Source organism: Micromonospora sp. SL4-19, assembly GCF_047921475.1.
Classification (GTDB): Bacteria; Actinomycetota; Actinomycetes; order Mycobacteriales; family Micromonosporaceae; genus Micromonospora.
Genome location: NZ_JBLROB010000013.1, coordinates 60,110 through 84,444 on the forward strand (window position 1 = coordinate 60,110; position 24,335 = coordinate 84,444).

A 24,335-nucleotide genomic window follows, 5' to 3' on the forward strand; every position below is an offset into this window, starting at 1 on the left:
TTCGCGGGTCACGGCTGGCCGGCGTCGGAGGCCACCGGTTCGGCCGCGCCGGCGGCGCCGTCCTCGACCAGGAGGTCGCCCGGGGCGGGGAACCAGAGCTCGGCGACCAGCCCCCGGGGCTCGCCCTGGCGCATCGTCAGCCGGCCGTCGGAGGCGTCGACCAGCACCGCGACGATGGTCAGCCCCAGTCCGGCGCCGTCGACGTTCTGCGCGTCCGGCGCCCGCCAGAACCGCTCGGTGGCCTGGTCGAGCTGGCTCGTCGTCATGCCGGGTCCGTTGTCCCGCACCCGCAGCACGGTTCCGCCGTCGGCCGCGTGTACGGTCACCGTCACCTCTCCCCCGGCCCCGCTGAACTTGACCGCGTTGTCGATCAGCGCGTCGAGCACCTGATCGATCGCGGTCGGCACGGTCCGGGCGTACGCGGGGGCCTCGACCGTGTCGAGCCGCAGGGTGACGGACCGGTGCCGGGCCAGCGGCAGCCAGGCGGCCACCCGGGAGGCGGCCACCTCGGCGGCGTCGACGGTGACCCGCTGGTTCTCCTCGCGTTCGGCCCGGGCCAGGGTGAGCAGCGCGTCGAGCAGCGTGGCCAGCCGGTCGGTCTCCTCCAGCGCGAGCCGGTGCTCGGTGCGGCCGTCGGCGTCGGTCAGGCTCGGCCCCAGCTCCTCCACCCGCAGGCGCAGCGCGGTCAGCGGGTTGCGCAGCTGATGGCTGGCGTGCGCCACGAACGCCCGTTGCCGGTCCATCACGTCGGAGACCACGTCGGCCATGTTGTTGAAGCTGGCGGCGAGCCGGCGCAGCTCCGGCGGGCCGAGCCGGGGGCGTACCCGGGCGCCGCGGTCGCCCTCGGCGATCTCGTGGGTCACCGCGTCCAGTTCGGTGACCGGACGCAGCACCCAGCCGGCCAGCCCGAACGCGGTGGAGATGCAGGCCAGCACCGCGAGCAGACCGATCGCCGCGAGCACCAGCCACCAGGTGGTGACGGTACGCCGCACCTTGTCCGACGGGGTGGCGGTGACCACCGCCCCGAGCACCTCCCCGCCGTCGTTGATCGGGACCGCCACCACCAGCGGCACGTTCACCCAGGGCCACACCGAATCCGGCCCGCTGAACTGCTGCCCGGCCAGTGCGGTGTCCAGGGCCGTCGCGGTGCCCGGGCCGGGCTCCCAGCTCGCCGAGGCGGTCACGGTCCGGCTGTCCCGGTCGACCACCGCGGCCCCGATGCCGTACAGGTCGTCGTAGGCGGTCAACTCGCCGTCGAGCAGGCCGGCCCCGCCGCCACGCAGCGCCGGACCGGCGAGCGAGGCGAACCGGGTGGCGTCGGCGAGCCGGTCGGCGCGGACCCGCTCGGTCTCCCGGGTGGCCAGGGTGGCTGCCAGGGGTGTCTCCAGGGCCAACAGCACCAGCACCATCAGCAGCAGATAGCTGATCACCAGCCGGCGGCGCACCGCGGCCCCCTACTCGCCCCGGAGCCGGTACCCGACCCCGCGTACGGTCTCCACCAGCGTCGGGTCGCCGAGCTTGCCGCGCAGCGAGCCGACGTGCACCTCCACCGTGTGCCGGTCGGCCCAGGTGGTGCCCCAGACGTCGAGCAGGATCCGGTCCCGGGGCACCGCCACACCGGGCTGCCGGGCCAGGGAGAGCAGGATGTCGAACTCCTTGCGGGTCAGCGCCACCGTCCGGCCGGCCACGCTGACCGTCCGGCCGCCCACGTCGATGCGGACCGCGCCCGCCTCGATCAGGCTGCGCTCCGGCGCGGTGTGCGCCGCCCGTCGCAGCACCGCCTCGATCCGTGCCTGGAGCTCGACCATGGAGAAGGGCTTGACCACGTAGTCGTCGGCGCCCAGCCGCAGGCCGAGCACCCGGTCGCGTTCCTCCCCCCGGGCGGTCACCGCGATGATGCCGAGTTGGCTGCTGCGCCGGCGCAGTTCCCGGCACAGGTCGGTGCCGTCCCCGTCGGGCAGGGTCAGGTCGAGCAGCACCAGGTCGCAGGGGGCGGCGGAGAGCGCGGCCTCGACGGTGGCGGCGTGCTCCACCTCGTAGCCGCGCCGGGTCAGCGCGGACGACAGGGCGGCGGCCACCCGACGATCGTCCTCGACCAGGAGGATCCGCACCTGTGTCCCCAATCCGCTCGACGTACTGCCCTGGAATGGTGGCAGAAGTGTCGGCGGGGCGGGAGCCTCAGGGTCCGGTCACAGACCGAAGACCTCGCCGGCGGTCGCGTCCCGGACACCGTCGGCGAAGCCCTTGAAGCCCGGGTCGGAATGGCTGGCCGGCACGCTCGTCACGTTCTCCCCGGTGGCCTGGGCGACGGCGTCGACCAGCGGCGGGTAGTCGGTCTCCGCGTCGCCGAAGGTGTCGTCGTCCGCCTCCGCCAGGTTGATCACGTGCTGCACGTCCTCGCTGGGGGTGTCCGGGTCGCCGGCCCACTCGGCGCCGGCCTGGTAGCACTCGTCGTAGACGGCCCGCTGGCCGTCGGTCCAGTCGTCGTCGTAGCTCTGCATCGCCATCCCTCCGCGAGCCCTCCACCCGAGCATGCCGCTCCCGCAGTACAAGCGCGGGCGTACGCCGGAACCGGCCCGCCGCGTCCGGCGGAGCGACACTAGGCTGCGGTGGTGATCTACAAGATTCTGTCCAGCGGCGAGTGGGAGCAGGCGCAGGCGGCGGGGCACTTCGCCGGCACCGCGATGGACCACCAGTCGGGGTTCATCCACCTCTCCGCGGCCGACCAGGTGGTGGAGACGGCCCAGCGGTTCTTCGCCGGGGTCACCGGCCTCACCGTGCTGGCCGTGGACCCGGACCGGCTCGGCGACGCGCTGCGCTGGGAGGTGTCCCGGGGCGGGGCGCTCTTCCCGCACCTGTACGCGGTGCTGCCGGTCGACGCGGTGGTGGCGGCGCACCCGCTGCCGGCGGACCGGCCCGCCGCCGACGCGGTGGCGGAGCTGCTGGGCTGACGGCTCGTTATGCTGCGTCGAGCCCGCGCCGGCACCGGGAGCCCGGTCCTGGCCCGGGCGGTCCTGGCCCGGGCGGGGCGGCGGCGGTCAGCCGGCGCGGTCATCCGGCACCGACGGCGCGACGACGCGCCCTGTGACGATGCGAGTTGACATGACTGACACCAACGACCGGTCCGCCTCCGTCTTCGTCCACCCGACCGCCGATGTGGAGGAGGGCGCCGAGGTCGGCGACGGCACCAAGGTCTGGCACCTGGCCCACATCCGGTCGAGCGCGCAGGTCGGCGCCGGCTGCGTGATCGGCCGCAACGTGTACGTCGACGCGAACGTCACGGTCGGCGACCGGGTGAAGATCCAGAACAACGTCTCGGTCTACCAGGGCGTCACGATCGAGGACGAGGTCTTCGTCGGCCCCTCCGCGGTGTTCACCAACGACTTCCGCCCGCGCGCCCAGAACCCGGACTGGACCATCACGCCCACCATGGTCCGCCGGGGCGCCTCGATCGGCGCCAACGCCACCCTGGTCTGTGGCATCGAGGTCGGCGAGTACGCGATGATCGCCGCGGGCTCGGTGGTGACCAGGGACGTCAAGCCGTACCAGCTGGTGGCCGGCAACCCGGCCCGGCCGAAGGGCTGGGTCGACGAGAAGGGCGAGGTCGTCTCCCGCGACGTCGACACCCCGCCGCAGCGGGGCTGAACGCGCGGCGGGGGGCGACGGCCGCCCGGCCGTCGGCCCCCGCCGGCACCCACGCGCCGGTCAGCCGCAGAGGCGGTCGATCTCCTCCCGGAACCGGTCCATCGGGTTCGATCCGGCCGGACCGAGCAGGTACTCCTTCAGCTCCCGCCGCGCCTCGGTCATCGGGTCGTCCCCGGCCCGGGTGACGGCGAGAATCTTCCCCAGCTCGCCGCAGTCCGCCGAGAGCAGGTACGCCGCCCGCGCGGTCGGGAACGTCCGGCGGAACTCGTCCTCGGGCAGGCCGGCCGGGTTGGCCACCACGTACGGCCGCTCGCTCTGCACGAAGTCGGAGACCACGCTCGACACGTCGCTGATCAGCAGGTCGGTGACGTTGAAGCAGTCGAACAGGGCCGGCGTCCGGCCGGTGACCGCGAGATGCGCGGTGCCGTCCAGCGAGGCCGGGTCGGTCTGGCCGCCGGCGGCCCGGATCCGGGCGACGATCCGCTCGTGCACCGCGCGGGCCTTCGTCGACCGGGTGCCGGTCAGCGGATGCGGCTTGTAGACCAGCCGGACGTCGGCGGCGAGCAGCCCGGCCACGATCTGCTCCCCCATCAGCACCAGCGAGGTGTGGTACGGGTCGTCGTCATGCCAGCCCTCCCAGGTCGGGGCGTAGAGGACCGTGAACGGGCGGCCGGTGGCCCCGGAGCCGAAGGTGTGCACCCCGGCGAGCTGCGGGCGGCCGACCTCCACGATGTCGCGGTCCAGCACGCCCACACCGGCCCGGGCGTAGCGCTCCCGGCCGGCCGGCCCGGCCACCCAGACCTCGTCGTACACCTTGCTGTACGGGTTGACGCTGGCCTGCTTGTCGCTGTCGCCGTGGCCGACGAAGACATGCTTCACACCCGGCTCGCGCAGCAGGTGGATGTTGGCGCCGACGTTCGCCGCGTACAGGGCGACCCGGATCGAGCTCAGGTCGAGGTTCATGAAGTCGACGCCGGCCGGTACGCAGACCACCGGCAGCCGGGTGTCGGCCAGCTCGTGGAACGCGTCCCCCGACCGGAGCAGCACCACCGCCCGGCGGCCGGCCGCCTCGACCGGGGCGAGCCACATGTTGGCCTGGTAGACGTCCTTGGCCGGGCCGGCGAAATAGAGCGCCACCTCGGGCCGCTCCCGGGCCATCCAGTCGTGCACCGCGGGCAGCACACCCGGGGTCCGGCCGCGCCCACGCAGCCGGGTGAACGCCAGCACCGCCGCGGTGACCAGCCCTGCGACCAGGGTGACAAGCCCGGTCACCACCACCGGGGTGATCCGGTCGGTCAATGCGGAGAGCACGGCCGCCGGCACGAGGAGCACGTTGAGCAGCGGCAGCCGCAGGTCGGCGAGCAGCTGGGCCCAGGCCGGGGGTACCGGCACCCGGCGCAGTGCGCCGAGCTCGATGTTGCGGGTGAACGCCGGGGTGGCGGCCCGCCCGTTGACGATCCGGGTGAGGGCGTTGGTGCCGACGGCCACGGTCCACAACGCGGCGGGCAGCAGCAGGACCACGACGGTGGGGCCGGCTCCCGGACGGACCGCGGCGACGACCAGCAGGACGACGGACAGGTCGCGCACGAGCCGCCTCGGGACCAGCCCGAGGCCGGTCTTCTCGAGCAGCTCGTCGGTGGCGGCGTACCGGGTGGCGAGGGCCAGCTCAGCGGCGATGACAACCAGGGCGGCGACCGCGTACGGGATCACCTGGCCGAGGACTCCGGCCAAGACCATGATCCCGTAGCCGGCCAGGGTCGCACCGCTGGTGGCGACACCCCGTTGGCTTCGTGCTCTGTTGAACAACGACACGCTCCGTGTCTGCTCACCGGCGTCGATAAGCTCCGATACCGGGTGCTGCGACCCTAAGCGGGGCAGGTAACACAAGTATTACCGGGGTGTCGGGCCGGTGAGCGGGTAACGGCGCCGCTCACTCCGGGTGACCGCGCAACGCAGTGGGCCCCGGCCGTCGAAACGGCCGGGGCCCACGGGCGTGCGGACGGGTCAGCCGCCGATGACCACCCGGCGGACACCGGTCCAGCGGGTCGGGTCGGTGACCCGGCGGCCGTCGACCAGCACCGTCACGCCCGGCAGGTCGGCCGGGGTGAGGGTGCGGTACTCGGCGTGGTCGGCCTGGATCACGGCGGCGCCGACCGGCTCGCCGTCGTAGCCGGGCAGGCCGTGCGCGGCCAGCTCCTCGTTGGTGTACATCGGGTCGGAGACGTACGGCTTCGCGCCCCGCTTCCGCAGCGCCTCCACGGTCGGGAAGACGCCGGAGAAGGCGGTCTCCTTGACACCACCCCGGTAGGACGCCCCCAGCACCAGCACGCCCACGCCGGTCAGGTCGCCGTACGCGGCGGCGAGCAGGTCGACGGCGTAATCCGGCATGGCGGCGTTGGCCTCACGGGCCGAGCGGACCACGGTGGCGGCCGGGTCGTTCCACAGGTACATCCGCGGGTAGATCGGGATGCAGTGGCCGCCGACGGCGATGCCCGGCGAGTGGATGTGGCTGTACGGCTGGGTGTTGCAGGCCTCGATGACCTTGGTGACGTCAACGCCGACGGTGTCGGCGAACCGGGCGAACTGGTTCGCCAGGCCGATGTTCACGTCCCGGTAGGTCGTCTCGGCGAGCTTGGCCAGCTCGGACGCCTCGGCCGAGCCCAGGTCCCAGACGCCGTTGGGCCGGTTGAGGTCGGCCCGCTCGTCGAAGTCCAGCACCGCCTCGTAGAAGCGCACCCCGTGCGCAGCGGACGCCTCGTCGATGCCGCCGACCAGCTTCGGGTAACGGCGCAGGTCGGCGAAGACCCGGCCGGTGAGCACCCGCTCCGGGCTGAAGACCAGGTGAAAGTCCGTGCCGGCGGTCAGCCCGGAGCCCTCCTCCAGCATCGGAGCCCAGCGGTTGCGGGTGGTGCCGACCGGCAGGGTGGTCTCGTAGCTGACCAGGGTCCCCGGCTTGAGGCCGCGGGCGATGGCCCGGGTGGCATCGTCCATCCAGCCGAAGTCCGGCACGCCCTCGGCGTCCACGAAGAGCGGCACGACCACGACGACCGCCTCGGACTCGGCGACCGCGGTGGCGGTGTCGGTGGTGGCCGACAGCAGCCCGGCGGCGACCACCTCCTTCAGCTTGACGTCCAGGTCGGCCTCGCCCGGGAACGGCACGGCCCCGTCGTTGACCAACTGGACGACCCGCTCGGAGACGTCGGCACCGATCACCCGGTGCCCCTTGGTCGCGAACTGCACGGCGAGCGGCAGACCGATCTTTCCGAGCGCGACGACGCAGATGTTCATGACTGGTTCTTTCCTCCTAGGGGGAGCCGGCGTCGCAGGCCGGCCATCATGCGGCGCAGCGTCACCGGGAAGACGGCTAGCACCAGGTGACCCTTGTGGTTCGTGCTGCTGGCGAAGGCGAAGAGGCGGCCGTCCTCCCGGTGGAACGCCCGGTGCGTCACCGATGGGCGGGGGCCACGCAACCACGCCGAGCCGCTGTCACCGTCCCGGTCGACCGTCACCTTCACCGTGCGGGTCTCCCCGCCGGGCTTGAGCCCGTCGAGCAGATCCGCCGCCCGGAACGACATGGTCACCATCGCACCGGCCGGGCCGTCCTCGATCCGGTCGACGGTGCCGGCCGTCCCGCCCGCCCAGACGCTGATCCGGCCGTCGACCAGCTCCGCCAGGTCCGAGCGGAAACTGCGGGCGGTCATGGTCACCACCCGGGAACCCGCACCGTCGACCGTCCAGCGCACGGCGATCGTCTCCAGCCGGGCCAACCATCTCGCGGTCGGGCCGGTGAGCTCGTACCAGTCGTCGGACAGGCCCAGGCGGGGGTCCCCGAAGCCAGGATAGCGGGCGAGCCAGCGCGTCCCCCGCAGCACGGGGGGCGGCCCGCTGTCGCGGGCGTCCTGCCCGATCACGGCCACCAGGTCGTCCAGGGTGCCGTAGGCGGCCGTGCCGATGCGCACCCGCGCGGTCACCTCGAGCTGGGCGCGGATCCCCTCGGTGAGGTGCTCGCGGACGAGCCGCCGGACGCCCTCCTGCACCCGTTCCTGGGTCGTTCGGTCGAGCTTGAGGAAGTCGGCCTGGAGCAGCTTGGCGATTTCCCAGGTGAAGTGCCGCCGCAGGACGGCGTCGCGGCGCGCCCCCGGTTCGATGTGCTCGGCGACAAAGGCGACGATCCGCTCGACGCAGCTCAGCCGGGCGAGGTGGGTGCTGCGGTAGGTGATGTTGCTGGCGTTGGTCCGCTTGACCGCGTAGTAGTAGTCGTAGTCGGCGAGGACCGAGATCCGTTCGGCCCGCAGGCAGGCCTCCAGGGTGAACGGCTGATCGCTGCCGACCGGCATGTCCTCCGGGAAGCGCAGGCCGTACTTCTCCACCAGGTCGCGCCGGAACAGCTTGGTGTTGGACAGCGCGAACGGCAGTGCGGAGGTGAAGAGGTCCACCCGCGGCTCGGTGCTCTCGAAGATCGCCTGGTGGACGTAGCGGCGGTTGACCCCCACCAGCCGACCGAGCAGCACGTCCGAACCCCACCGGTCGGCCGCGTCCACCATCCGCTCCAGCGCCTGCGGACCGAGGTGGTCGTCGGAGCCGATGAAGAAGACGTACCGGCCGGTGGCCTGCTCCAGCGCGCGGTTGCTCGGCGCGGCCGGCCCGCCCGAATTCGGCTGGTGCAGCACCTTCACGGTGCCGGGGTAGCGCGCGGCGAAGCGGTCCAGCTCCTCGGCGCTACCGTCGGTCGAGCCGTCGTCGACCGCGACGATCTCCAGCCGGTCCAGCCCGATGGTCTGGTCGACCAGCGAGGTGAGGCATGTGGTGAGGTCCGGCATGGTGTTGTAGACGGCCGTGACCACGGTCACGTCCGGCTGGGTCACCTGCCAGCCCCCGCCGAGGCCACCGCCACGGTCGACGTGCCGTCGCCGGCCGAGCGCCGCGGGCGGTCCGGCAGCAGCCGGGAGTACACCCCGTCGAGGACCTCCGCCTGCGCCGCCCACGTCCAGTTGGCCAGCAGCCCCGGCTGGTCGTACGCAGCGCGGTACCGCTCCGGATCCGCCAGCACCGCCCGCACCGCCCGTACGTAGTCCGCCACGTCCTCGGCCGTGAACACCTCGCCCTGGCCGGTCGACCGCACAGTCTCCGCCATCGTCCGGACGTCGGAGACGACCAGCGGCAGTCGGGCGTGTGAATACTCGAAGAACTTGGTGATCAGGGCGATCTCGTGGTTCGGCCAGTGCTGGATCGGGATCACCCCGACCTGCGCGCCGGAGAGGAACCGCACCACCTGGTGGTGGGGCACGTACGGAAGGACGTGCACCCGGTCGGCCGCGCCCAGCTCCTGGGCCCGGGACACCAGGCCACGCACATAGTCGGAGTCGGGCTTGTTGACGACCAGGGCGACGTGCGCCCCGGCCAGCTCGGGCAGCGCCTCGATCATCACCCCGAGCCCACGCTTGGGGGCGGCGACGCCGCTGTAGACCAGCAGCGGAACGTCGGGACCGATGCCGCACCGGACCCGGATGTCCGGCACCGGCTCGGCCGGGTCGACGGCCAGCTCGTCCACCGCCGGCGCGTTGAGCACCACGTCCGGCCGTACGGCCAGCCCGTGCTCGGCCTGCAGCAGGTCGGCCAGGCCGTCGGAGACGGTCATCGCGGCGTCCGCGTACGGCACGAACTCCCGCTCGTGGGCCATGTTGCCCGGCAGCCAGCGGGCGTTGTCGCGCCACGGCTGCACGCCGGGCAGGTATTCGTGGGCGTCCCAGACCAGGGCGACGCGGCGCCCCTTGGCGGCCGCGCGGATCTTGGCGCGGGCGCCCACCCCGATCATGCGGAAGTCGTTGGCGTGGATCAGGTCCGGCTTGAGCTGGTCGATCACCGGACCGAAGGCCAGCTCGTAGTCCCACAGGCCCGGCTCCAGTCGCCGCCAGGCACCGCCACCCTGCACCTTCTGCCAGAAGAGGGTGTAGGCGCGGTCCCACGGACCGTCGAGCTTGCGCCCGCGCCGGGCCCGGCCCAGCTCCCGCTGCCGCAGCGACACCCAGCGGCGCACCAGCCCCGAGAAGCGCTCCTCGGCCCGCAGCAGCTGCCAGCGCAGCGCCGACGAGCCGGCCTCCCGGTCGGCGACCGTCAGCTCCGCCCGGCGTACCCGCAGGTCGGCGCGCCACGCCTTGACGGCCTGGGCGCGGTGAGCGGCGATCCCGGACGGGGGGTACGCCAGCGGCGCGCGCAGCCACGCCCGGCGGAACTCGTGCGGGCGCTTGCTCAAGGGCAGGGGCGCCTTGAGCAGACGGACCTCCGCCCGGCCGAGATGCCAGGTTTCCGGCGTGCCCGTGGGGGCCCGGCCGAGCAGGATCACCTCCCAGCCGGCATCGGCGGCGGAGCGGGCCGCCTTCTGTACCCGCGAATCACCGTTGACCCCGTTGTCGACCAGCATGACGACCCGTCCCCGGGTGTTCTCCGTCATGTCTGTGCCCGCAGATCCCATTACCGCCCGTCTCCGTCCCGTCAGCACCTCGGCCCGAGAACCCCGGCGAGTCTACGTCAACCCCGGCAGCCGGTAGGGCTCCCGGCCGTCGGTGTTCCCCGTGCCGGCCAACGGATTGCTAACCTGCATCCTTGGCAACGGCCGGGGCGCACCCCACCCCGGGCGGACCTGCGTCTGCCTCTCCTGGGCGCGCCGTCGGCGAGCAACGGCCGGCTCGCTCAGCCTCCCCCGGACAGGACCAGAAATGGACATGGTGACGACCAACGAGCGCCGGCCGCCGGCTCCAGGCCCGGCTGCCTCCCCGTCCCCGGCCGCCCGGTCGGCCGCCCGCGTCCGCGCCGCCCTCCGGTACGCGTGGCCCGCCCTCGCCGCCTGGACCGCGGTACGCCTGCTCGGCCTGCTGACGGTCTGGCTGTGGGCCCGCCACAACGGCCGCAGCCCCGTCTCCGCGCTGACCCGCGCCGACGGCACCTGGTATCTCGGCATCGCCCGCGACGGTTACGACGCGGCCGAGCAGTTGCACAGCAACATGGCCTTCTTCCCGCTGTACCCCGGCCTCACCGCGGCCGTGGAGGCGGTCACTCCGCTCGATCTGAAGCACAGCGCCCTGCTGGTGTCGTGGCTGGGCGGGTTCGCCGCCGCCTGGGGGCTGTTCGCCATCGGCGCCCACCTGTACGACCGCCGGGTGGGCGTCGTACTCGCCGCGCTCTGGGGCGTCCTGCCGCACTCCGTGGTGCAGCTCATGTCGTACAGCGAAGGGCCGTTCACCGCGCTGGCGGTGTGGTCGCTGTACGCGCTGCTGCGCGGACGGTGGCTGACCGCCGGGACGCTCTGCCTGCTCGCCGGCCTGACCCGGCCGACCGGCTCCTCGCTGATCGGGGTGGTCTGTCTGGCCGCGCTGATCGCGGTGGTCCGCCGGCGCGACGGCTGGCGCCCATGGGCGGCGATGCTGCTCGCCCCGGCCGGCTGGATCGGCTACCTGGCCTGGGTGGGCTGGCGCACCGGCCGCCCGGACGGCTGGTTCCGGATCCAGGGCGAGGGCTGGGGCTCGTCCTTCGACCTCGGCGTGAACACCCTGCAGCGCGCTCAGCAGGTGCTCACCCGCCCGTCGGAGCTGGAGTTCTACGTGGTGTCGCTGGTGGCGGTGCTGGCGATCATGCTGTTCGTGCTCAGCGTGCTCGACCGGCAGCCCTGGCAACTACTGCTCTACAGCGGGCTGCTGCTGGTCACCACGCTGGGCGCCGCCGGCTTCTACCACTCCAAGGCACGGTTCCTGCTGCCCGCGTTTCCGCTGCTGCTGCCGGCCGCCGTGGCCCTGGCACGGGCCGGGCGCGCTCGCGCGATCACCGTGCTGACCGCGCTGGCCCTCATCTCCGCCTACTTCGGCGGATACCTCCTGCTGGTCTGGCGCTTCTCGCCGTGACCGGCGGCGCGGGGGACGAGGTCTCCCGCGCCGCCCCGGTCAGCGGGTGTACGGCCGGACGTCCCAGAGCCAGACGTCGTCGACCCGGCGGCCCGGCCCGTACAGCGCGTCGAGCACGATACGCAGCTGCGCCTCCCGCGGGTGCGCCGCCGGCAACGCCACCGCGTCCGCCTTCCAGTACCGCACGTCGGCGAGGGCCTGCTCGCGCTCGACCGGAGCGACCACGGGCGGGCGCTCCCCCTCGGCCACTGCCGTGAGCAGGGCGGCGGTCGGCCGGGGGTCCACGCCCCACCGCCCGGTCGCGTCGGTGCTGGACACCGGGCCCAGGAAGTAGCCCTGCGGCACGGCGAACTCGGCGAGCGCGGCGGAACTCCAGTACAACGAGGTCATGTTGTTCACCGGGACCGGCACCAGCGTCCGGCCCGGCGTCACGTGGTCACGCCACGCGCCCGAGGTGACGAAGTCCGGAACCGGCACCCGACCCGTTGCCTCCAGCGGCGTGGGCGCGACCGGGACCAGGGCGGCGAGCAGCGCGGCCGCGCCCAACCCGACGACGAGCCGGGCCTCGGGAGTCCGCTGCCGGCCGACCACCAGCAGCCGGTCGGCGGCGAGCGCCAGCAGCACGCCCACCACGACGGTGGTGATCAGCGCGAACCGGGACACCACCAACGAGTCGAACACCGGCAGGTCCTTGAACAGGGCGAACGGCGCCGGCACATCGGTGCGCCGGGTCCCCCACGTCCACGTGGTGCCGATGGAGAAGACGGCGGAGACCAGCCCGACCAGGGCGAGCACCCGAACCAGCACCTCCCGGCGCCGCCACAGCACCACCGCGAGCACCAGGACCAGCAGCGGCCAGCCGTAGAAGCTCGCCTGCTCGGTGGTGTTGGCGACCAGGCCCTTCGCGCTGAGCGGACCACCGCCGACCGACTCGGTGGCGTAGGCGACGTACGAGCCGAGTTTGAGCGCGTAGGCGTCGGGGTTGCCCGGGTGGCCGACGCGGTGCTGCGGACCGGCGAACTGCATCCACAGCGGGTACGCGCCGACCAGCAGCACCATCAGCCCGGCGACGGCGAGGCCCGCGAGCAGCGGGCGGGCGGCGGAGAGCACCTGCCGGGGCCGCACCACCAGCCAGCCGAGGACACCCATCCCGCAGCCGAGGGCGATCAGGAACAGGATCTCCAGGCCGATGAAGAACTGCGCGGCGAGCAACGCGCCGAGCACAAGGCCGTCGCGGAGCACCCGGCCGTCCCGCGCCAGCCGCACCACCCGCCACAAGATGAACGGCACCAGCCACTGGGCGGTGATGTGCGGATGGCCGTTGCTGTGCGACACCAACGCCGGGGCGAAGGCGCAGAACAGCCCGCCGATGAAGGCAGCCACGCGGGACCGCAGCACGTGCCGGGACAGCACGTGGTACCAGGCGTACGCCGTGCCCACGAGGTTGACCGTGATGAAGAGCAGGTACGCGACCGAGGCCCCGAAGAGGACCGTCACCGGGGTCAGCACCAGGCCGGGCAACTGCATCCCGACGTTGGTCATCAGGTTGACCCCGTCGGGAGCGTTCTGCAGGGTGGTGAAGAACGGATTCTCCAGGTGCGTCACCGCGTGTGCCGCGTAGGCCAGCATCCACTCGTTGAAGCCCTGGTCGTTGGGACGGCTGCCGAGCAACCGGCCGTCGGCGTCCACCCACCCGCGCCCGGCGACGAGGAACGCGCCCGCGAGGTAGACCAGGGCGGCGAACAGGTCGTACCGGGAGCGGCGCGGCCGATACGGCCCGGCCGCCGCGTCGCCGGACGGATCGCTGGTGGCGGTGGTCGCCGGGGCGGGAGCCACATCGACGGACGAGGAGCGCCCGTTCTCGGCGGTCGGCGGCGGGTCGGTGGTCGATCGGTCGGAGCTGCCAGGGGTGTCACCGAGCGGGCCCGGGGCATCGGACCGGTGGACAGTCATGACGCAAGATTCTACGAAAGGGACGGAACGACTGCGGGCCCCGTCGTGCTCACGACGGGCGGGGCGCAGGCCATGGGCCGGGCCGGGGTCACCGGCCCGCCCAGTGGATCAGAGCCGGTGCGCGGTGTCGCCCGTGGTCACGCCGCGGGTGTCGAAGAAGCGCTTCGCCTGGACGGCGAGCTGGTCCGCGTCGTACGCCTTGTGGTTCTGCACCAGGATGACCAGGTCCGCCTCGGCGACCGCCGCCTCCAGGTCCTCGGCGCGCGGCACGCCGCCACCGAGGGCGTGCCAGTGCTCCACGTACGGGTCGTGGTAGCTCAGCTTCGCGCCCAGGCCGTGCAGCAGCCGGGCCAGCGGCACGGCCGGCGACTCCCGCTGGTCGGCGATGTCCGGCTTGTAGGTCACGCCGAGCAGCAGCACGGAGGAGCCGTTGGTGGCCAGGCCGGCGTCGTTGAGGATGTCCTGCGCCCGGCGGACCACGTACTCCGGCATGGTCGCGTTGATCTCCTGGGCCAGCTCCACGAAACGGAAGGGATAACCCAGCTTGGCCCGCACGTTGTGGCTGAGGTAGTTCGGGTCGATCGGGATGCAGTGCCCGCCGACGCCCGGCCCCGGATAGAACGCCTGGAACCCGAAGGGCTTGCTGCTCGCCGCGTTGATCACGTCCCACAGGTCGATGCCGAGCTGGTGGCAGAACCGGGCCATCTCGTTGACCAGCGCGATGTTGACGTGCCGGTAGGTGTTCTCCAGCAGCTTCGCCGTCTCCGCCTCGCGGGTGCCCTTGGTGCGGACGACGGTGTCGACGAACCGGCCGTAGAACTCGGCGGCCCGGTCGGCACAGGCCGGGGTGTGACCGCCGACGACCTTGGGGGTGTTGCGCGGGCCGAAGCGGGCGTTGCCCGGGTCGATCCGCTCGGGCGAGAAGGCCAGGTGGAAGTCGACCCCGGCGCGCAGGCCCGACTCCTCCAGGATCGGCCGGACGATCTCGTCCGTCGTGCCCGGGTAGGTGGTCGACTCCAGGACCACCAGCATGCCGGCGCGGAGATTGCGGGCAACCGCGCGGGTCGCCGCCTCGACGGCGGCCAGATCCGGCCCGCCGTCGTCGGAGAGCGGCGTGGGCACGCAGATCACCGCCGTCGCGGCGGTGGCGATCTCGGTCTCGTCCGTGGTCGCCCGGAAGCCGGCGGCACACATCTCGGCGATGTCCGCGTCGGAGAGATCGTCGACGTGCGACCGACCGGCGTTGAGGGCGTCCACGACGCTCGACTTGACGTCGAACCCGAGCACCGAGGTGCCGGCGCGCACGGCTTCGCGGGCCAGCGGGAGCCCGACGTAGCCCAGCCCGAGAATCACGACATCTGTCATAGTTTGCCCCTTGCCAGTGGGTGGTGTCGTGCGGAGGAGGATCGAGCGCCTCCGCCCTCCACAGCGGTGCGAATGTTACCTGCCTCGCCCGGCCGGGCGACGTGCGACGGACCGCGGCCCGGTGCGAACCCGCCCACACCGGGCAGGTTCGGTCAGACCCGGGTCAGCTGCTCCGTGCCTGCCGTCCCGTCCTGCGGGGGCAGGTCCGGACGCCGGCCCTCCGGCGCGAGCCGGTGGTAGATGCCGTCCTGCACCTTTGCCTGCTCCTCCCACGTCCACGCCGCGAGGTTCATGGACGCGTACGCCTTCCGGTAGCGCTCCGGGTCGGCCAGCACCGCCTCGACCGCGCGGACGTACTCGTCGACGTCGTCGACCCGGAAGACCTCGCCCTGCCCGGTCTCCCGGACCGTGGCCGCCATCGTCTCCACGTCGCTGACCAGGATGGGCAGGCGCGCGTGCGAGTACTCGAAGAACTTGGTGATCAGCTGGATCTCGTGGTTGAGCCAGTGGTGGATCGGGATGACGCCCGCGGTGGCCGTGGAGAGGAACCCGACCACCTCGGCCGGCGCCACGTACGGCAGCACGTGCAGCCGGTCGGCGGCGCCCAGCTCCTTTGCCCGCGCCTTCAGGCTGGTGAGGTACGGGCCGGTCGGCGCGTTCACCACGAACGCGACGTGCACGCCGGGCAGCCGGGGCATGGCCTCCACCATCACGCCCATGCCCCGGTGGGCGGCGGCGGCGCCGCTGTAGACCACGAGCGGGACGTCCGGGCCGAGGCCGCAGGCGCTGCGGATGTCCGGGCCACCACCCGTGGCGGCACCGAGCGCGTCCGCCGCGTGCGGCGTGTTCAGCACCACCGAGGGCAGCTCCGGCAGGGCGTGGTCCCGCTTGAGGAACTCGGCCAGCCGTTCCGAGACCGTGATGACGGCGTCCGCGTGGCGGGCGTACTCGTGCTCGTGGGCACGGTTGGCCGCCATCCAGCGGGCATTGTCGGCCCGCGGCTTCACGCCCGGCAGGTACTCGTGCACGTCCCAGATCAGCTTGACCTTGCGGCCCTTCGCGGCGGCACGGATCTTGGCCCGGGCGCCCACGCCGACCATCCGGAAGTCGTTGGCGTAGATCAGGTCCGGCGCGAGCTCGTCGACCGTCGGGCCGTACGCCAGTTCGTAGTCCCACAGGGCCGGCTCCAGCTTGCGCCACGCCCGGTCACCCCGCAGCCGTTGCTGCAGCCAGGTGTACGCGCGGTCAGGCGGGGTGCGGAGCGTCTTGCGCTGCCGCTGGGCCTGGGTCAGCTGCCAGTGGCGGAACGACACCCACTTGCGCATCGCCTTCGCCGCGAGCTCCTGCACCCGCAGCGTGCGGCTGGCCAGCGGCGAGCCGCCGGCCGAGGTCAGCTGCGCCCGGCGCACCCTCAGGTCGGTCTGCCAGGCGCGGACCTCCTGCTGGCGCATGGCGGCCACGCCGGTGGGCGGGTACGCCAGCGGGCCGGCGAACCACCGTCGACGGAACTCGTGGCGGCGCTTGAGCAACGGGGTCGGCATCGGCAGCAACCGCACCTGCGCCTCCCCGAGCTGCCAGCTCTGCGGTTGCCCGTTCGGGGAACGGCCGAGCAGGATCACGTCCCAGCCGGCATCGGCGGCGGACTTCGCGGTCTTCTGCACGCGCGAGTCGCCATTCACACCGTTGTCGACGAGTATCACGATCCGGGCGGGCGCCGTCGGGGCACCATCCCTCATCGCGGCCATTGCTCTTCTCCTCTGTCTCGGCCGGCGGGCACCGGCGTGACCGGCACCCGGAAGCCCGGTGACCCACGATCGGACGACGCCCTGCGTCGTCAGTTGCCACCCGCCACGATCTGGTCGAACTCGCGCTTGACGCGCTGCCAGTCCCAGGTCTCGACGGCGTGCTCGGCGGCTTCCTCACCAGCCTTGCGCCACGAATCCTCCGTCGCGGTGACCGCGAGGATCCGCTGGGCCGCCTCCGCCGGCGTGTCGACCATCCAGTCCGCCGGAAAGAGGGTGCGCGCCGACGCGGGCCGCCCGGCGAAGAACGGCCAGTCCCGGACCACCGGTACCGCGCCGCTGGCCGCGCCCTCGACCAGGCCGCAGTGGAAGCTCTCCCGCACGGAGCTGCTCAGGATGACGCCGACCTCGGTCAGCGCACCCGGCACGTCGTCGGTCTGGCCGAGGCGGACCACGGCGCCGGACGGCTCCAGCTCGGCGATGTCGGCCAGGAACCCGTCCCAGTAGCGCCGGCTGTCCGCGGTGGCGTCCGCGTCCAGGTCCCGGCCGATCAGCAGCAGCCGGTACCGCTCGTCATGGGCGCGCAGCTCCCGCAGCACCTCCACCGCCCAGCGCGGGTCCTTCGCGACCGCCTTGATGCCCACCAGGCCGAGGGTGAACCGCGCGTCCTCGGTCTTGGGCCGGCGGTACGACCGCAGGTCCATCGCGTTGCTGACGACGTGCCGGCGGGTGTCGGCCGCGGCCAGCGCCGGAACCGCCGCGACGGTGAGGTCGCGCAGGTGGTCGGACACGAAGATCATGTCGTCGACCCGCGTGTAGTCCACCAGATGCGGCCAGGCGGCGAACGCCTCGAAGCTGTGCAGCCGGACGATGACCCGGGTCGAGCCCGGGTCGATCAGGGTGAACAGGACCGCCAGCGCGGCACACCAGTCGACGAAGACCACGTCGGCCCACTCGACCTGCGGCGCCAGCCACTCGGCGACCGCGTCACCGTATTCCGAGCGCCCGGCCAGGACGTGCTCCATCATCGCCTGGGACTTGCCCATCAGCGGGACATGGGTGCCGGTCTCCCCGGGGTCGAGGAACCGCAGCTCCACGTCCGGCCGGTCGTCGAAGTGGCGCCGGATGAGGTCGAGGAAGCCGTGGTTGCCGTAGGTGACCATCAGCAGCCGCAGCGGCCGGTCGACCGGCGCCGCGGCCACCGACGCGCTCCTGCCCCGCGGCGCCGACAACGCGCGTACCGCGGTCGAGGCGTGCCACCCCGCCAGAAACTCCGCCGGAGCGTCGGCGAGCGGGGAGGTCAGCCGGTCGAAGTGCAGCCGCCGGTCGAAGAGCCGCCGCTGCGCGGCCTGCACCGAGGTGACCGCGCCGGACACGTCACCACGGGCCAGGGCCGCATCGGCGAGGGTCAGCTCGGCGGCGACGGCGGCAGCGAGGCTGGGCGGGGTGCCGTCCGCCAGCTCGGCGTTCGCCTGCCGGGCCAGCACGGTGGCGCGCAACCGGGGGTCGCGCAACCGGGCCGCCGCGACGGCCGACGTCCGAGCCGCCCGCTCCGGGCGCCCGGTCCGCAGCAGGCCGGCGTGCACCGCGTCGGCGAGCCGGACGCGGGTGCGGTCCGGGATGGCGGGGGCGGCGAGGACGACCTTCCAGAGGCCGGTCAACGCACCGGACCGCAACGCGCGGGGGGACGTCGTGAGACGCAGGGCCCGCTCCAGGGAGCGCCGCGCGGCACGTCGCGCCGAACTGCCGGCGCTCATCGTGCGACCTCCGGCTGCGGCACACGGTCACGGAGAGAATCGAGAACCATCGGGCGAGAGCCCCCTGCAATCGAAAATGTGTGGCTGCACCAGCGCCCGGCGTGAACCGGAACGAGTCTGCCACAGGGCCGGATCGTCCGGCAAACCCCCAGAACCGGGCGGGAAGGGCGCTTTCTGAGGGCTCGCCGGGCGGGGCAGCGCCGCCCGGCCCGGAGCATGATCCGCCGCCGCTGCCGCCTGGTCGGCTGTGACGGAGCCGTCCGCAACGCGCCGCACACGTGGGGGGCCCCTGCCCGCGGCCGACGCTATTGTGGGGAGCGCTCCGGGCGCGACCACGCGGCGTCCGGCCGGCCTGTGACGTCGCGGTCCGCGCACGTGCGCGGCCGGAACTGCTCGTCCTTGATTGAAGATGGGAAGGTGCCGGCGATGGTCCCCCGTGGTGGACCGGCAAGCGCGCTCGCGCCCCGACACCGTCGTGCCCGCTCGTCGGGCCAGCCTCCCGTGCGGGGGCGCCGCGTCCGCCCACCCTCCCAGGATCGGAAGCGATGAACAACGGAAGAACGTTCGGGGAACCCGGGCGACCCTCCTCCGGGGGTGGCGCCCGGCCACACGTCATCTATCTGGCGATCGGGTTCCCGCCGGCCGCCAAGAGCAGCGCCTACCGGATGCGCGAGACGGCCAACCAGTTCGCCGCCGCCGGATGGGACGTGACGGTGGTCACCATCGTCGACGAGGCGTGGGAACGGGAGTACGGGCTGGACCACAGCCTCGCCGAGGGCCTCGACCCGGCGCTGCGCGTCGTCAAGCTGCCGCTGTTCCGTGAGGACCTGGAGACCGACGTACGGGCCTTCTCCGAGGGGCGCGCGCTCGCCCACCGCCGTTGGCTCTCCAACCTGCGCCGCCGCAGCCTGTCGGTGTTCCCCGAGCCGGTCTTCGGCGGCTGGCGCCCGGCACTGGAGAAGGCGCTGGTGCAGGTGCACCGGGAGCATCCGGCCGACCTGCTGGTCACCACCTGCTCCCCGTACGTGAACCTGGCCGCCACCTGGAAGCTGTGGGAAACCCACCGGGTGCCGTACGTGATCGACTTCCGCGACGGCTGGTCCGTCGACGTGGTGAACGACGGCGAGTCGTTCCCGAAGGACTCCGTCGCCGGCCGCTGGGAGAGCAAGGTGCTCTCCCAGGCGCTCGCCGTCTGGCACGTCAACGAGCCGATCTCCCGGTTCTACCGGCAGCGCTACCCCGAGCTGGCCGACCGGATGCGGATCGTGCGCAACGGGTACGACGCCGCGGCCATCCCGCCGCTGGCCGGGCCGGTCCAGGGCCGCCCCCTCGTCTTCGGCTACCTGGGCGCGCTGAACCTGCCCGTGGAGCTGCTCGACGCGGTGCTGCAGGGTTGGCGGACCGCTCGACGGGAGGACCCCCTGCTGGCCGACGCCACCTTCGAGGTGCGCGGACACATCGGTGCCGCCTGGGCACGGGGCGACAACGCGCACGCGGAGCTGCTGCAGGCGGCAGCCGACGACGGGGTGATCGTGGGCGGCTCAGTGCCGCGGGCCGAGGTGCCCGCCCTGTACAGCTGCTGGGACGCCGTTGTGCTGATGGTCACGGGTGGGCGCTACATGACCTCCGGCAAGGTCTACGAGTACATGGCCACCGGGCTGCCCGTCGTCTCCGCGCACGAGGTCGAACACGACGCCTCGACGGTGCTGTCGACGTACCCGCTGTGGACAGGGGCGGTCGGCCTCGAGCCGGCGGACCTCGCCGGCGCGTTCCGCCGGGCCGCCGACCTGGCCGTCAACACCACGGAGGCGGACCGGGAGAAGGCCCGTGAGCAGGCCCGCCAGTACGCCCGGCAGGCCCAGCTCGTCCCGGCCGTCCGGGAGGTGACCGGGCTGGTCCGGCCGCAGCGGGCACCGACGGTGCCGACCCAGTCCCGGAGCAGCCGCGTACCCACTGGGGGAGACAGGTCATGATCGAGGTTCTGATGGTCACCGGAAACGTCCCGGGGCGGGTGACGGTCCTCGTCGACGCCCTGGAGAAGTTCCGTGCCGCCGGTGCCCGGGTACGCATCGCCAGCACCTTCGATCCGGAGTTGATCCCCGACCTGGGTGATCTCGCCGAGCTGCACATGCTTCCGGTCACCGCCGAGCTGTCACCGCGGCTGCGCCGGAAGCTGGCACGTACCAGCTCGGCCCGCCGGCCCTGGCTACGCGCGCAGCACGACCCGTGGGTGCGCCGGTACGCGCGGCAGGCCGATGTCCTGGTCGCCATGGACGGCCGCGCCCTGCACACCGTCTGGCAGCTCGCGCACCGGCACCGCGGCGCCGACGCCGTGTACGGCATCGCGCCGGCCCTGCGGGCGGTCGAGCGGCGCTCGGCCGACCCCGCCCGGTACCGCCGCCGGCGGCTCGGCACGACCGGTCCGTCCCCGGTGCTGGTCGTGTCCACCGCTCGTGGTCAGGCGCTCGACACCGCCAAGGCGCTCCTGCAGGGGGTCAGCGGCAAGCGGGCGATGCGCAGCGGCGCGGTGCGCTGGTTCTGGGAACGGGCCGTCGCGGCGCCCGGCCTGCCGGAGCGGTATCGGGCCGAGGTGGCTCGCCGGGTGCAGACCAGCATGCACCGGGTGGGATATCCGGAGAGTGCGAGCAGGATCGTCGCCGCCGCCAGCGCCAAACTCTCCGACCCGGCCGTCAAGGCGAAGCTGCTCGTCCCGCTGGCCGAGACGGTGCCCGCCGAGGACAACGTGTCGGAGCAGCTGTCACCGGAGGTCACTGACGACGTGACGACAATCACCGCGCCGCCCGCGCGCACCCCCTGACGGCAGGGTCGCCGACGCGCCGCGGGCGCCAACGGCACCGGATGTGACGAGCGCCGGGACCAGTCGGTCCCGGCGCTCGTCAGCGTAGTGGCTGGGTGGCGATCCGCCGCTCAGCGCGCGACGGCCGGCGCGGCGAGCGCGTCCGGCGCCACGGAGACGACCTTGCCGTCCGAGGCGGACTCCAGCAGCCCTGCGGCGACCTGCACGGTACGCAGGCCCTGCCGCAGGGTGACGATGTCGCTCTGCTTGCCCTCGACCGCGTCCCGGAACCGCTCGTGCTCGACGAGCAGCGGCTCCCGCTTCGGGATCGCGTAGCGGACCATGTCGCCCTCGGCCACGCCGCGGAACGCGCGCAGCGCCTCCCACTCGGTGTCGATGGCGGCGTTGGCATAGAAGGTGAGATCGGCGGTGAGCGTGTCGGCGACGAAGCAACCCCGGTCACCGGTGATCACAGTGGACCGCTCCTTGAGCGGGCTGAGCCAGTTCACCAGGTGGTTGACCATCGTGCCGTCGGCGAGCTGGCCGACCACGGCGACCATGTCCTCGTGCAGCCGGCCGCTGCGGGAGACCGTGCGGGCCGCGACGGAGGTGTATTCCCGTCCGGTGACCCAGCTGGTCAGGTCGATGTCGTGGGTGGCCAGGTCCATCACCACGCCGACGTCGGCGATCCGGTGCGGGAACGGCCCCTGCCGCCGGGTGACGACCTGGAAGACCTCGCCCAGCTCGCCGGCCTCCAGCCGGGTACGCAGGCTCTGCAGGGCCGGGTTGTAGCGCTCGATGTGCCCGACGCCGGCCACCAGGCCGGCGGCCTCGAAGGCGTCGACCAGGCGGGTGGCCGCCTCGACCGACTGGGCCAGCGGCTTCTCGATCAGCGCGCAGACCCCGTTGGCGGCCAGTTCCAGGCCGACCTGCTCGTGCAGCGCGGTCGGGCAGGCGACCACCGCGTAGTCGATGCCCATCGCCAGCAGGTCACCCAGCGCGGGGACCACCGGCGCGCGGAGCGTACCGGTGGTGTCGCCGGCCGGGTCGACGATGCCGACCAGCTCGACGCCGTCCAGGTTGGACAGCACCCGGGCGTGGTTGCGCCCCATCGCGCCGAGGCCGATCAGGCCGGCGCGCAGCTTCCGAACGCCGCTCACCGGGCACCGCCGGCGAGGTTGGCGCCCTCGGCGATCCGGTCGAGGTCGGCCTGGCTCAGCGACGGGTGCACCGGCAGCGAGATCACCTCGGCCGCGGCCCGCTCGGTCTCCGGCAGCTCCCACGGGCCGGGCTTGCCGTCCTCGGCGAGGTAGGGCTTGAGGCGGTGGATCGGGGTGGGGTAGTAGACGGCGTTGCCGATGCCCAACTCGGTGAGGCGGGCCATGGCGGCGTCCCGGTCACCCCGCACCCGCACCGTGTACTGGTGGTAGACGTGCTTGGCGCCGTCCGCCACCGGCGGGGTGACCATGCCGGTGATCGCGGAGTCGAGGTACTTGGCGTTGGCCCGGCGCTGCTCGGTCCACTCCGGCAGCTGGCCCAGCTGCACCCGCCCGATCGCGGCCGCAACGTCCGTCATCCGCATGTTGGCGCCGACGATCTCGTTGGCGTACCGCTGCTCCATGCCCTGGTTGCGCAGCAGCCGCAGGGTCCGGGCCAGCTCGGCGTCGGCGGTGGTGACCATGCCGCCTTCCAGGGCGTGCATGTTCTTCGTCGGATAGAAGCTGAAGCAGCCGGCGGTGCCGAAGGCGCCGACCGGGACGCCGTGCAGGGTGGCGCCGTGCGCCTGGGCGGCGTCCTCCACCACAGCCAGGTCGTGCCGCTCGGCGATGGCCATGATCTGGTCCATCGCGGCGGGGTGGCCGTACAGGTGCACCGGCATGATGGCGACGGTGCGGGGGGTGACCGCGGCGGCGACCGCCTCCGGGTCGACGCAGAAGCTGCCCGGCTCGATGTCCACGAAGACCGGCTCGGCGCCGACCAGCCGGACGGCGTTGGCGCTGGCGGCGAAGGAGAACGAGGGCACGATGACCTCGTCACCGGGGCCGAGGCCGAGCGCCATCAGGGTGAGCTGCAGAGCGGACGTGCCGGAGTTCACCGCCACGCAGTGCCGGCCGGCGACGAGTTCGCTGAACTCCTCCTCGAACGCCGCCACCTCCGGGCCCTGCACGACCCGGCCGCTGCGCAGCACCCGGACAGCCGCCTCGATCTCGGCCTCACCGATGATCGGTCGCGCTGGGGGGATGAACTCTGGGTGCGGCCCAGCCATGGGGCTTCCTCCTGTCGACAGAATGCTCATTGTGGATCTTCCGGCTTGGGGGATGTTAGCTGGTCTCGATGAATTGTCACGGATTGCGTTGTTTGTCCGTCCAGCCCGGCCGATTCACCGCGCGTTCGGTGCGGCTGGTGAGGGACGACGGCGCCGGGGATCAGACTTCCACCTCGTCGCGGGCAGGCCCCACGCATGCTACCCGGAGCGCCGCGACGATCGCGGTCGCCATTCGGGGCACCTCGGCGGCGCTGAGTGGAGCCCGGGCGATGGCCAGCCGCCAGTAGACCGGGCCGACGATCAGGTCGACCGCGACGCGCGGGTCGGTGTCCGGCGGAAGCTCCCCGCGTTCGACCGCCCGGCCGATCAGGATCCGGCCGACGGCCTGCTGATAGTCGTCGAGCGCCTGCTGCAGCTTCTCGGCGATCTGCGGGTTGCGGGCGGCCTCGGCGAGCAGGTCCGGGATGATCTGCGAAGCCAGCCGGTGACGCAGCGCACGGGCCATCACGTGCAGCAGGATCTCCAGGTCGCTCAGGAGGCTGCCGGTGTCGAGCAGGGGCAGGTTGCGCCCGGCCACGGCGGAGACCATGTCCAGCACCAGGTCGAGTTTCGAGCGCCAACGGCGATAGATCGCCGTCTTGCTCACTCCTGCCCGCCGGGCCACCGCCTCGATGGAGAGCCGGCCGTAGCCGACCTCCGCCAGCTCCTGCATCACGGCGGCGCGGATGGCGGTGGTGATCTCGCCGCGCAGCACCGCCGCACCGGCCGGAGCGCGCCTCTTCTCGGTCGTCACGTGGGACAATGTAGCGCAACGACGCTACGGTTGCGTCCCGACGTGTTTTGGACTACCTTCCACGCAGCAGCGAGGCGACGTTCCCGCCCCGTCGCGCTAGATTTCATCGCCGCGACATCTTC

19 protein-coding genes are annotated in these 24,335 nt (G+C 72.9%); 5 read left to right on the forward strand and 14 right to left on the reverse strand.

What is annotated here, in order from left to right; translation table 11 throughout:
• Nucleotides 1-8 precede the first annotated feature (8 nt).
• From ACNAVT_RS17900 to ACNAVT_RS17910, 3 genes are all read right to left on the reverse strand, one after another.
• Nucleotides 9-1,445 carry an ATP-binding protein gene (locus tag ACNAVT_RS17900; protein WP_416297646.1) on the reverse strand — a complete coding sequence of 479 codons (1,437 nt, stop codon included), beginning with the start codon at nucleotides 1,443-1,445 and terminating at the stop codon, nucleotides 9-11.
• Between the two features lie 9 nt (nucleotides 1,446-1,454).
• Nucleotides 1,455-2,111 (reverse strand): response regulator transcription factor, encoded by a 657-nt coding sequence (locus tag ACNAVT_RS17905; protein WP_416297648.1) that lies wholly within the window; start codon nucleotides 2,109-2,111, stop codon nucleotides 1,455-1,457.
• A gap of 78 nt (nucleotides 2,112-2,189) precedes the next feature.
• Nucleotides 2,190-2,501 (reverse strand): hypothetical protein, encoded by a 312-nt coding sequence (locus tag ACNAVT_RS17910; RefSeq protein WP_416297649.1) that lies wholly within the window; start codon nucleotides 2,499-2,501, stop codon nucleotides 2,190-2,192.
• Between the two features lie 111 nt (nucleotides 2,502-2,612).
• Here ACNAVT_RS17910 and ACNAVT_RS17915 point away from each other — a divergent pair, with 111 nt between their 5' ends.
• Together ACNAVT_RS17915 and ACNAVT_RS17920 are read left to right on the forward strand one after the other, a co-directional pair.
• Nucleotides 2,613-2,951 carry a DUF952 domain-containing protein gene (locus ACNAVT_RS17915; protein ID WP_416297651.1) on the forward strand — a complete coding sequence of 113 codons (339 nt, stop codon included), beginning with the start codon at nucleotides 2,613-2,615 and terminating at the stop codon, nucleotides 2,949-2,951.
• A 151-nt stretch (nucleotides 2,952-3,102) separates the two neighbouring features.
• On the forward strand, nucleotides 3,103-3,645 hold the full coding sequence (locus tag ACNAVT_RS17920) for an acyltransferase (RefSeq protein ID WP_416297653.1): 543 nt from the start codon (nucleotides 3,103-3,105) through the stop codon (nucleotides 3,643-3,645).
• Between the two features lie 60 nt (nucleotides 3,646-3,705).
• Here the strand turns inward: ACNAVT_RS17920 and ACNAVT_RS17925 are convergent, their stop codons facing one another.
• The 4 genes from ACNAVT_RS17925 to ACNAVT_RS17940 form a co-directional block, all read right to left on the reverse strand.
• Nucleotides 3,706-5,451, reverse strand: a complete 1,746-nt coding sequence (locus ACNAVT_RS17925) for a CDP-glycerol glycerophosphotransferase family protein (RefSeq protein ID WP_416297655.1) — start codon at nucleotides 5,449-5,451, stop codon at nucleotides 3,706-3,708.
• Between the two features lie 198 nt (nucleotides 5,452-5,649).
• Nucleotides 5,650-6,933, reverse strand: a complete 1,284-nt coding sequence (locus ACNAVT_RS17930) for a nucleotide sugar dehydrogenase (protein WP_416297657.1) — start codon at nucleotides 6,931-6,933, stop codon at nucleotides 5,650-5,652.
• Nucleotides 6,930-8,510, reverse strand: a complete 1,581-nt coding sequence (locus ACNAVT_RS17935; RefSeq protein ID WP_416297658.1) for a glycosyltransferase family 2 protein — start codon at nucleotides 8,508-8,510, stop codon at nucleotides 6,930-6,932. The genes ACNAVT_RS17930 and ACNAVT_RS17935 overlap by 4 nt, the downstream gene beginning before the upstream one ends.
• Nucleotides 8,507-10,066, reverse strand: a complete 1,560-nt coding sequence (locus ACNAVT_RS17940; protein ID WP_416297771.1) for a glycosyltransferase family 4 protein — start codon at nucleotides 10,064-10,066, stop codon at nucleotides 8,507-8,509. Before ACNAVT_RS17940 ends, ACNAVT_RS17935 begins: the two co-directional genes overlap by 4 nt.
• Nucleotides 10,067-10,361: 295 nt before the next feature.
• Between ACNAVT_RS17940 and ACNAVT_RS17945 the strand changes: the two genes are divergently transcribed.
• Nucleotides 10,362-11,540 (forward strand): hypothetical protein, encoded by a 1,179-nt coding sequence (locus tag ACNAVT_RS17945; protein WP_416297660.1) that lies wholly within the window; start codon nucleotides 10,362-10,364, stop codon nucleotides 11,538-11,540.
• A gap of 39 nt (nucleotides 11,541-11,579) precedes the next feature.
• Here the strand turns inward: ACNAVT_RS17945 and ACNAVT_RS17950 are convergent, their stop codons facing one another.
• The 4 genes from ACNAVT_RS17950 to ACNAVT_RS17965 all read right to left on the reverse strand — a co-directional run bounded on the left by ACNAVT_RS17950 (nucleotide 11,580) and on the right by ACNAVT_RS17965 (nucleotide 18,357).
• Nucleotides 11,580-13,493: a hypothetical protein gene (locus ACNAVT_RS17950; protein ID WP_416297661.1), complete on the reverse strand. Its 1,914-nt coding sequence runs from the start codon at nucleotides 13,491-13,493 to the stop codon at nucleotides 11,580-11,582.
• Nucleotides 13,494-13,601: 108 nt separating this feature from the next.
• Nucleotides 13,602-14,858, reverse strand: a complete 1,257-nt coding sequence (locus ACNAVT_RS17955) for a nucleotide sugar dehydrogenase (protein WP_416297663.1) — start codon at nucleotides 14,856-14,858, stop codon at nucleotides 13,602-13,604.
• Nucleotides 14,859-15,010: 152 nt separating this feature from the next.
• The gene (locus tag ACNAVT_RS17960) at nucleotides 15,011-16,603 is read right to left on the reverse strand and encodes a glycosyltransferase family 4 protein (protein ID WP_416297664.1); all 1,593 of its coding nucleotides are present in this window, start codon (nucleotides 16,601-16,603) and stop codon (nucleotides 15,011-15,013) included.
• 89 nt (nucleotides 16,604-16,692) lie between these two features.
• Nucleotides 16,693-18,357, reverse strand: a complete 1,665-nt coding sequence (locus ACNAVT_RS17965) for a glycosyltransferase (protein ID WP_416297666.1) — start codon at nucleotides 18,355-18,357, stop codon at nucleotides 16,693-16,695.
• A gap of 545 nt (nucleotides 18,358-18,902) precedes the next feature.
• Between ACNAVT_RS17965 and ACNAVT_RS17970 the strand changes: the two genes are divergently transcribed.
• Both ACNAVT_RS17970 and ACNAVT_RS17975 read left to right on the forward strand, forming a co-directional pair.
• Nucleotides 18,903-20,330 carry a glycosyltransferase gene (locus ACNAVT_RS17970; RefSeq protein ID WP_416297668.1) on the forward strand — a complete coding sequence of 476 codons (1,428 nt, stop codon included), beginning with the start codon at nucleotides 18,903-18,905 and terminating at the stop codon, nucleotides 20,328-20,330.
• Complete coding sequence (locus tag ACNAVT_RS17975; RefSeq protein ID WP_416297670.1) at nucleotides 20,327-21,175, forward strand: hypothetical protein; 849 nt, start codon at nucleotides 20,327-20,329, stop codon at nucleotides 21,173-21,175. Before ACNAVT_RS17970 ends, ACNAVT_RS17975 begins: the two co-directional genes overlap by 4 nt.
• Before the next feature lie 110 nt (nucleotides 21,176-21,285).
• On the opposite strand, the gene ACNAVT_RS17980 is transcribed toward ACNAVT_RS17975, so the two are convergent.
• The 3 genes from ACNAVT_RS17980 to ACNAVT_RS17990 form a co-directional block, all read right to left on the reverse strand.
• Nucleotides 21,286-22,314: a Gfo/Idh/MocA family protein gene (locus tag ACNAVT_RS17980; RefSeq protein ID WP_416297671.1), complete on the reverse strand. Its 1,029-nt coding sequence runs from the start codon at nucleotides 22,312-22,314 to the stop codon at nucleotides 21,286-21,288.
• On the reverse strand, nucleotides 22,311-23,420 hold the full coding sequence (locus ACNAVT_RS17985; protein WP_416297672.1) for a DegT/DnrJ/EryC1/StrS family aminotransferase: 1,110 nt from the start codon (nucleotides 23,418-23,420) through the stop codon (nucleotides 22,311-22,313). The genes ACNAVT_RS17980 and ACNAVT_RS17985 overlap by 4 nt, the downstream gene beginning before the upstream one ends.
• A 160-nt stretch (nucleotides 23,421-23,580) precedes the next feature.
• Nucleotides 23,581-24,213, reverse strand: coding sequence for a TetR/AcrR family transcriptional regulator (locus tag ACNAVT_RS17990; RefSeq protein WP_416297674.1), 633 nt, complete (start codon nucleotides 24,211-24,213; stop codon nucleotides 23,581-23,583).
• Nucleotides 24,214-24,335 lie beyond the last annotated feature (122 nt).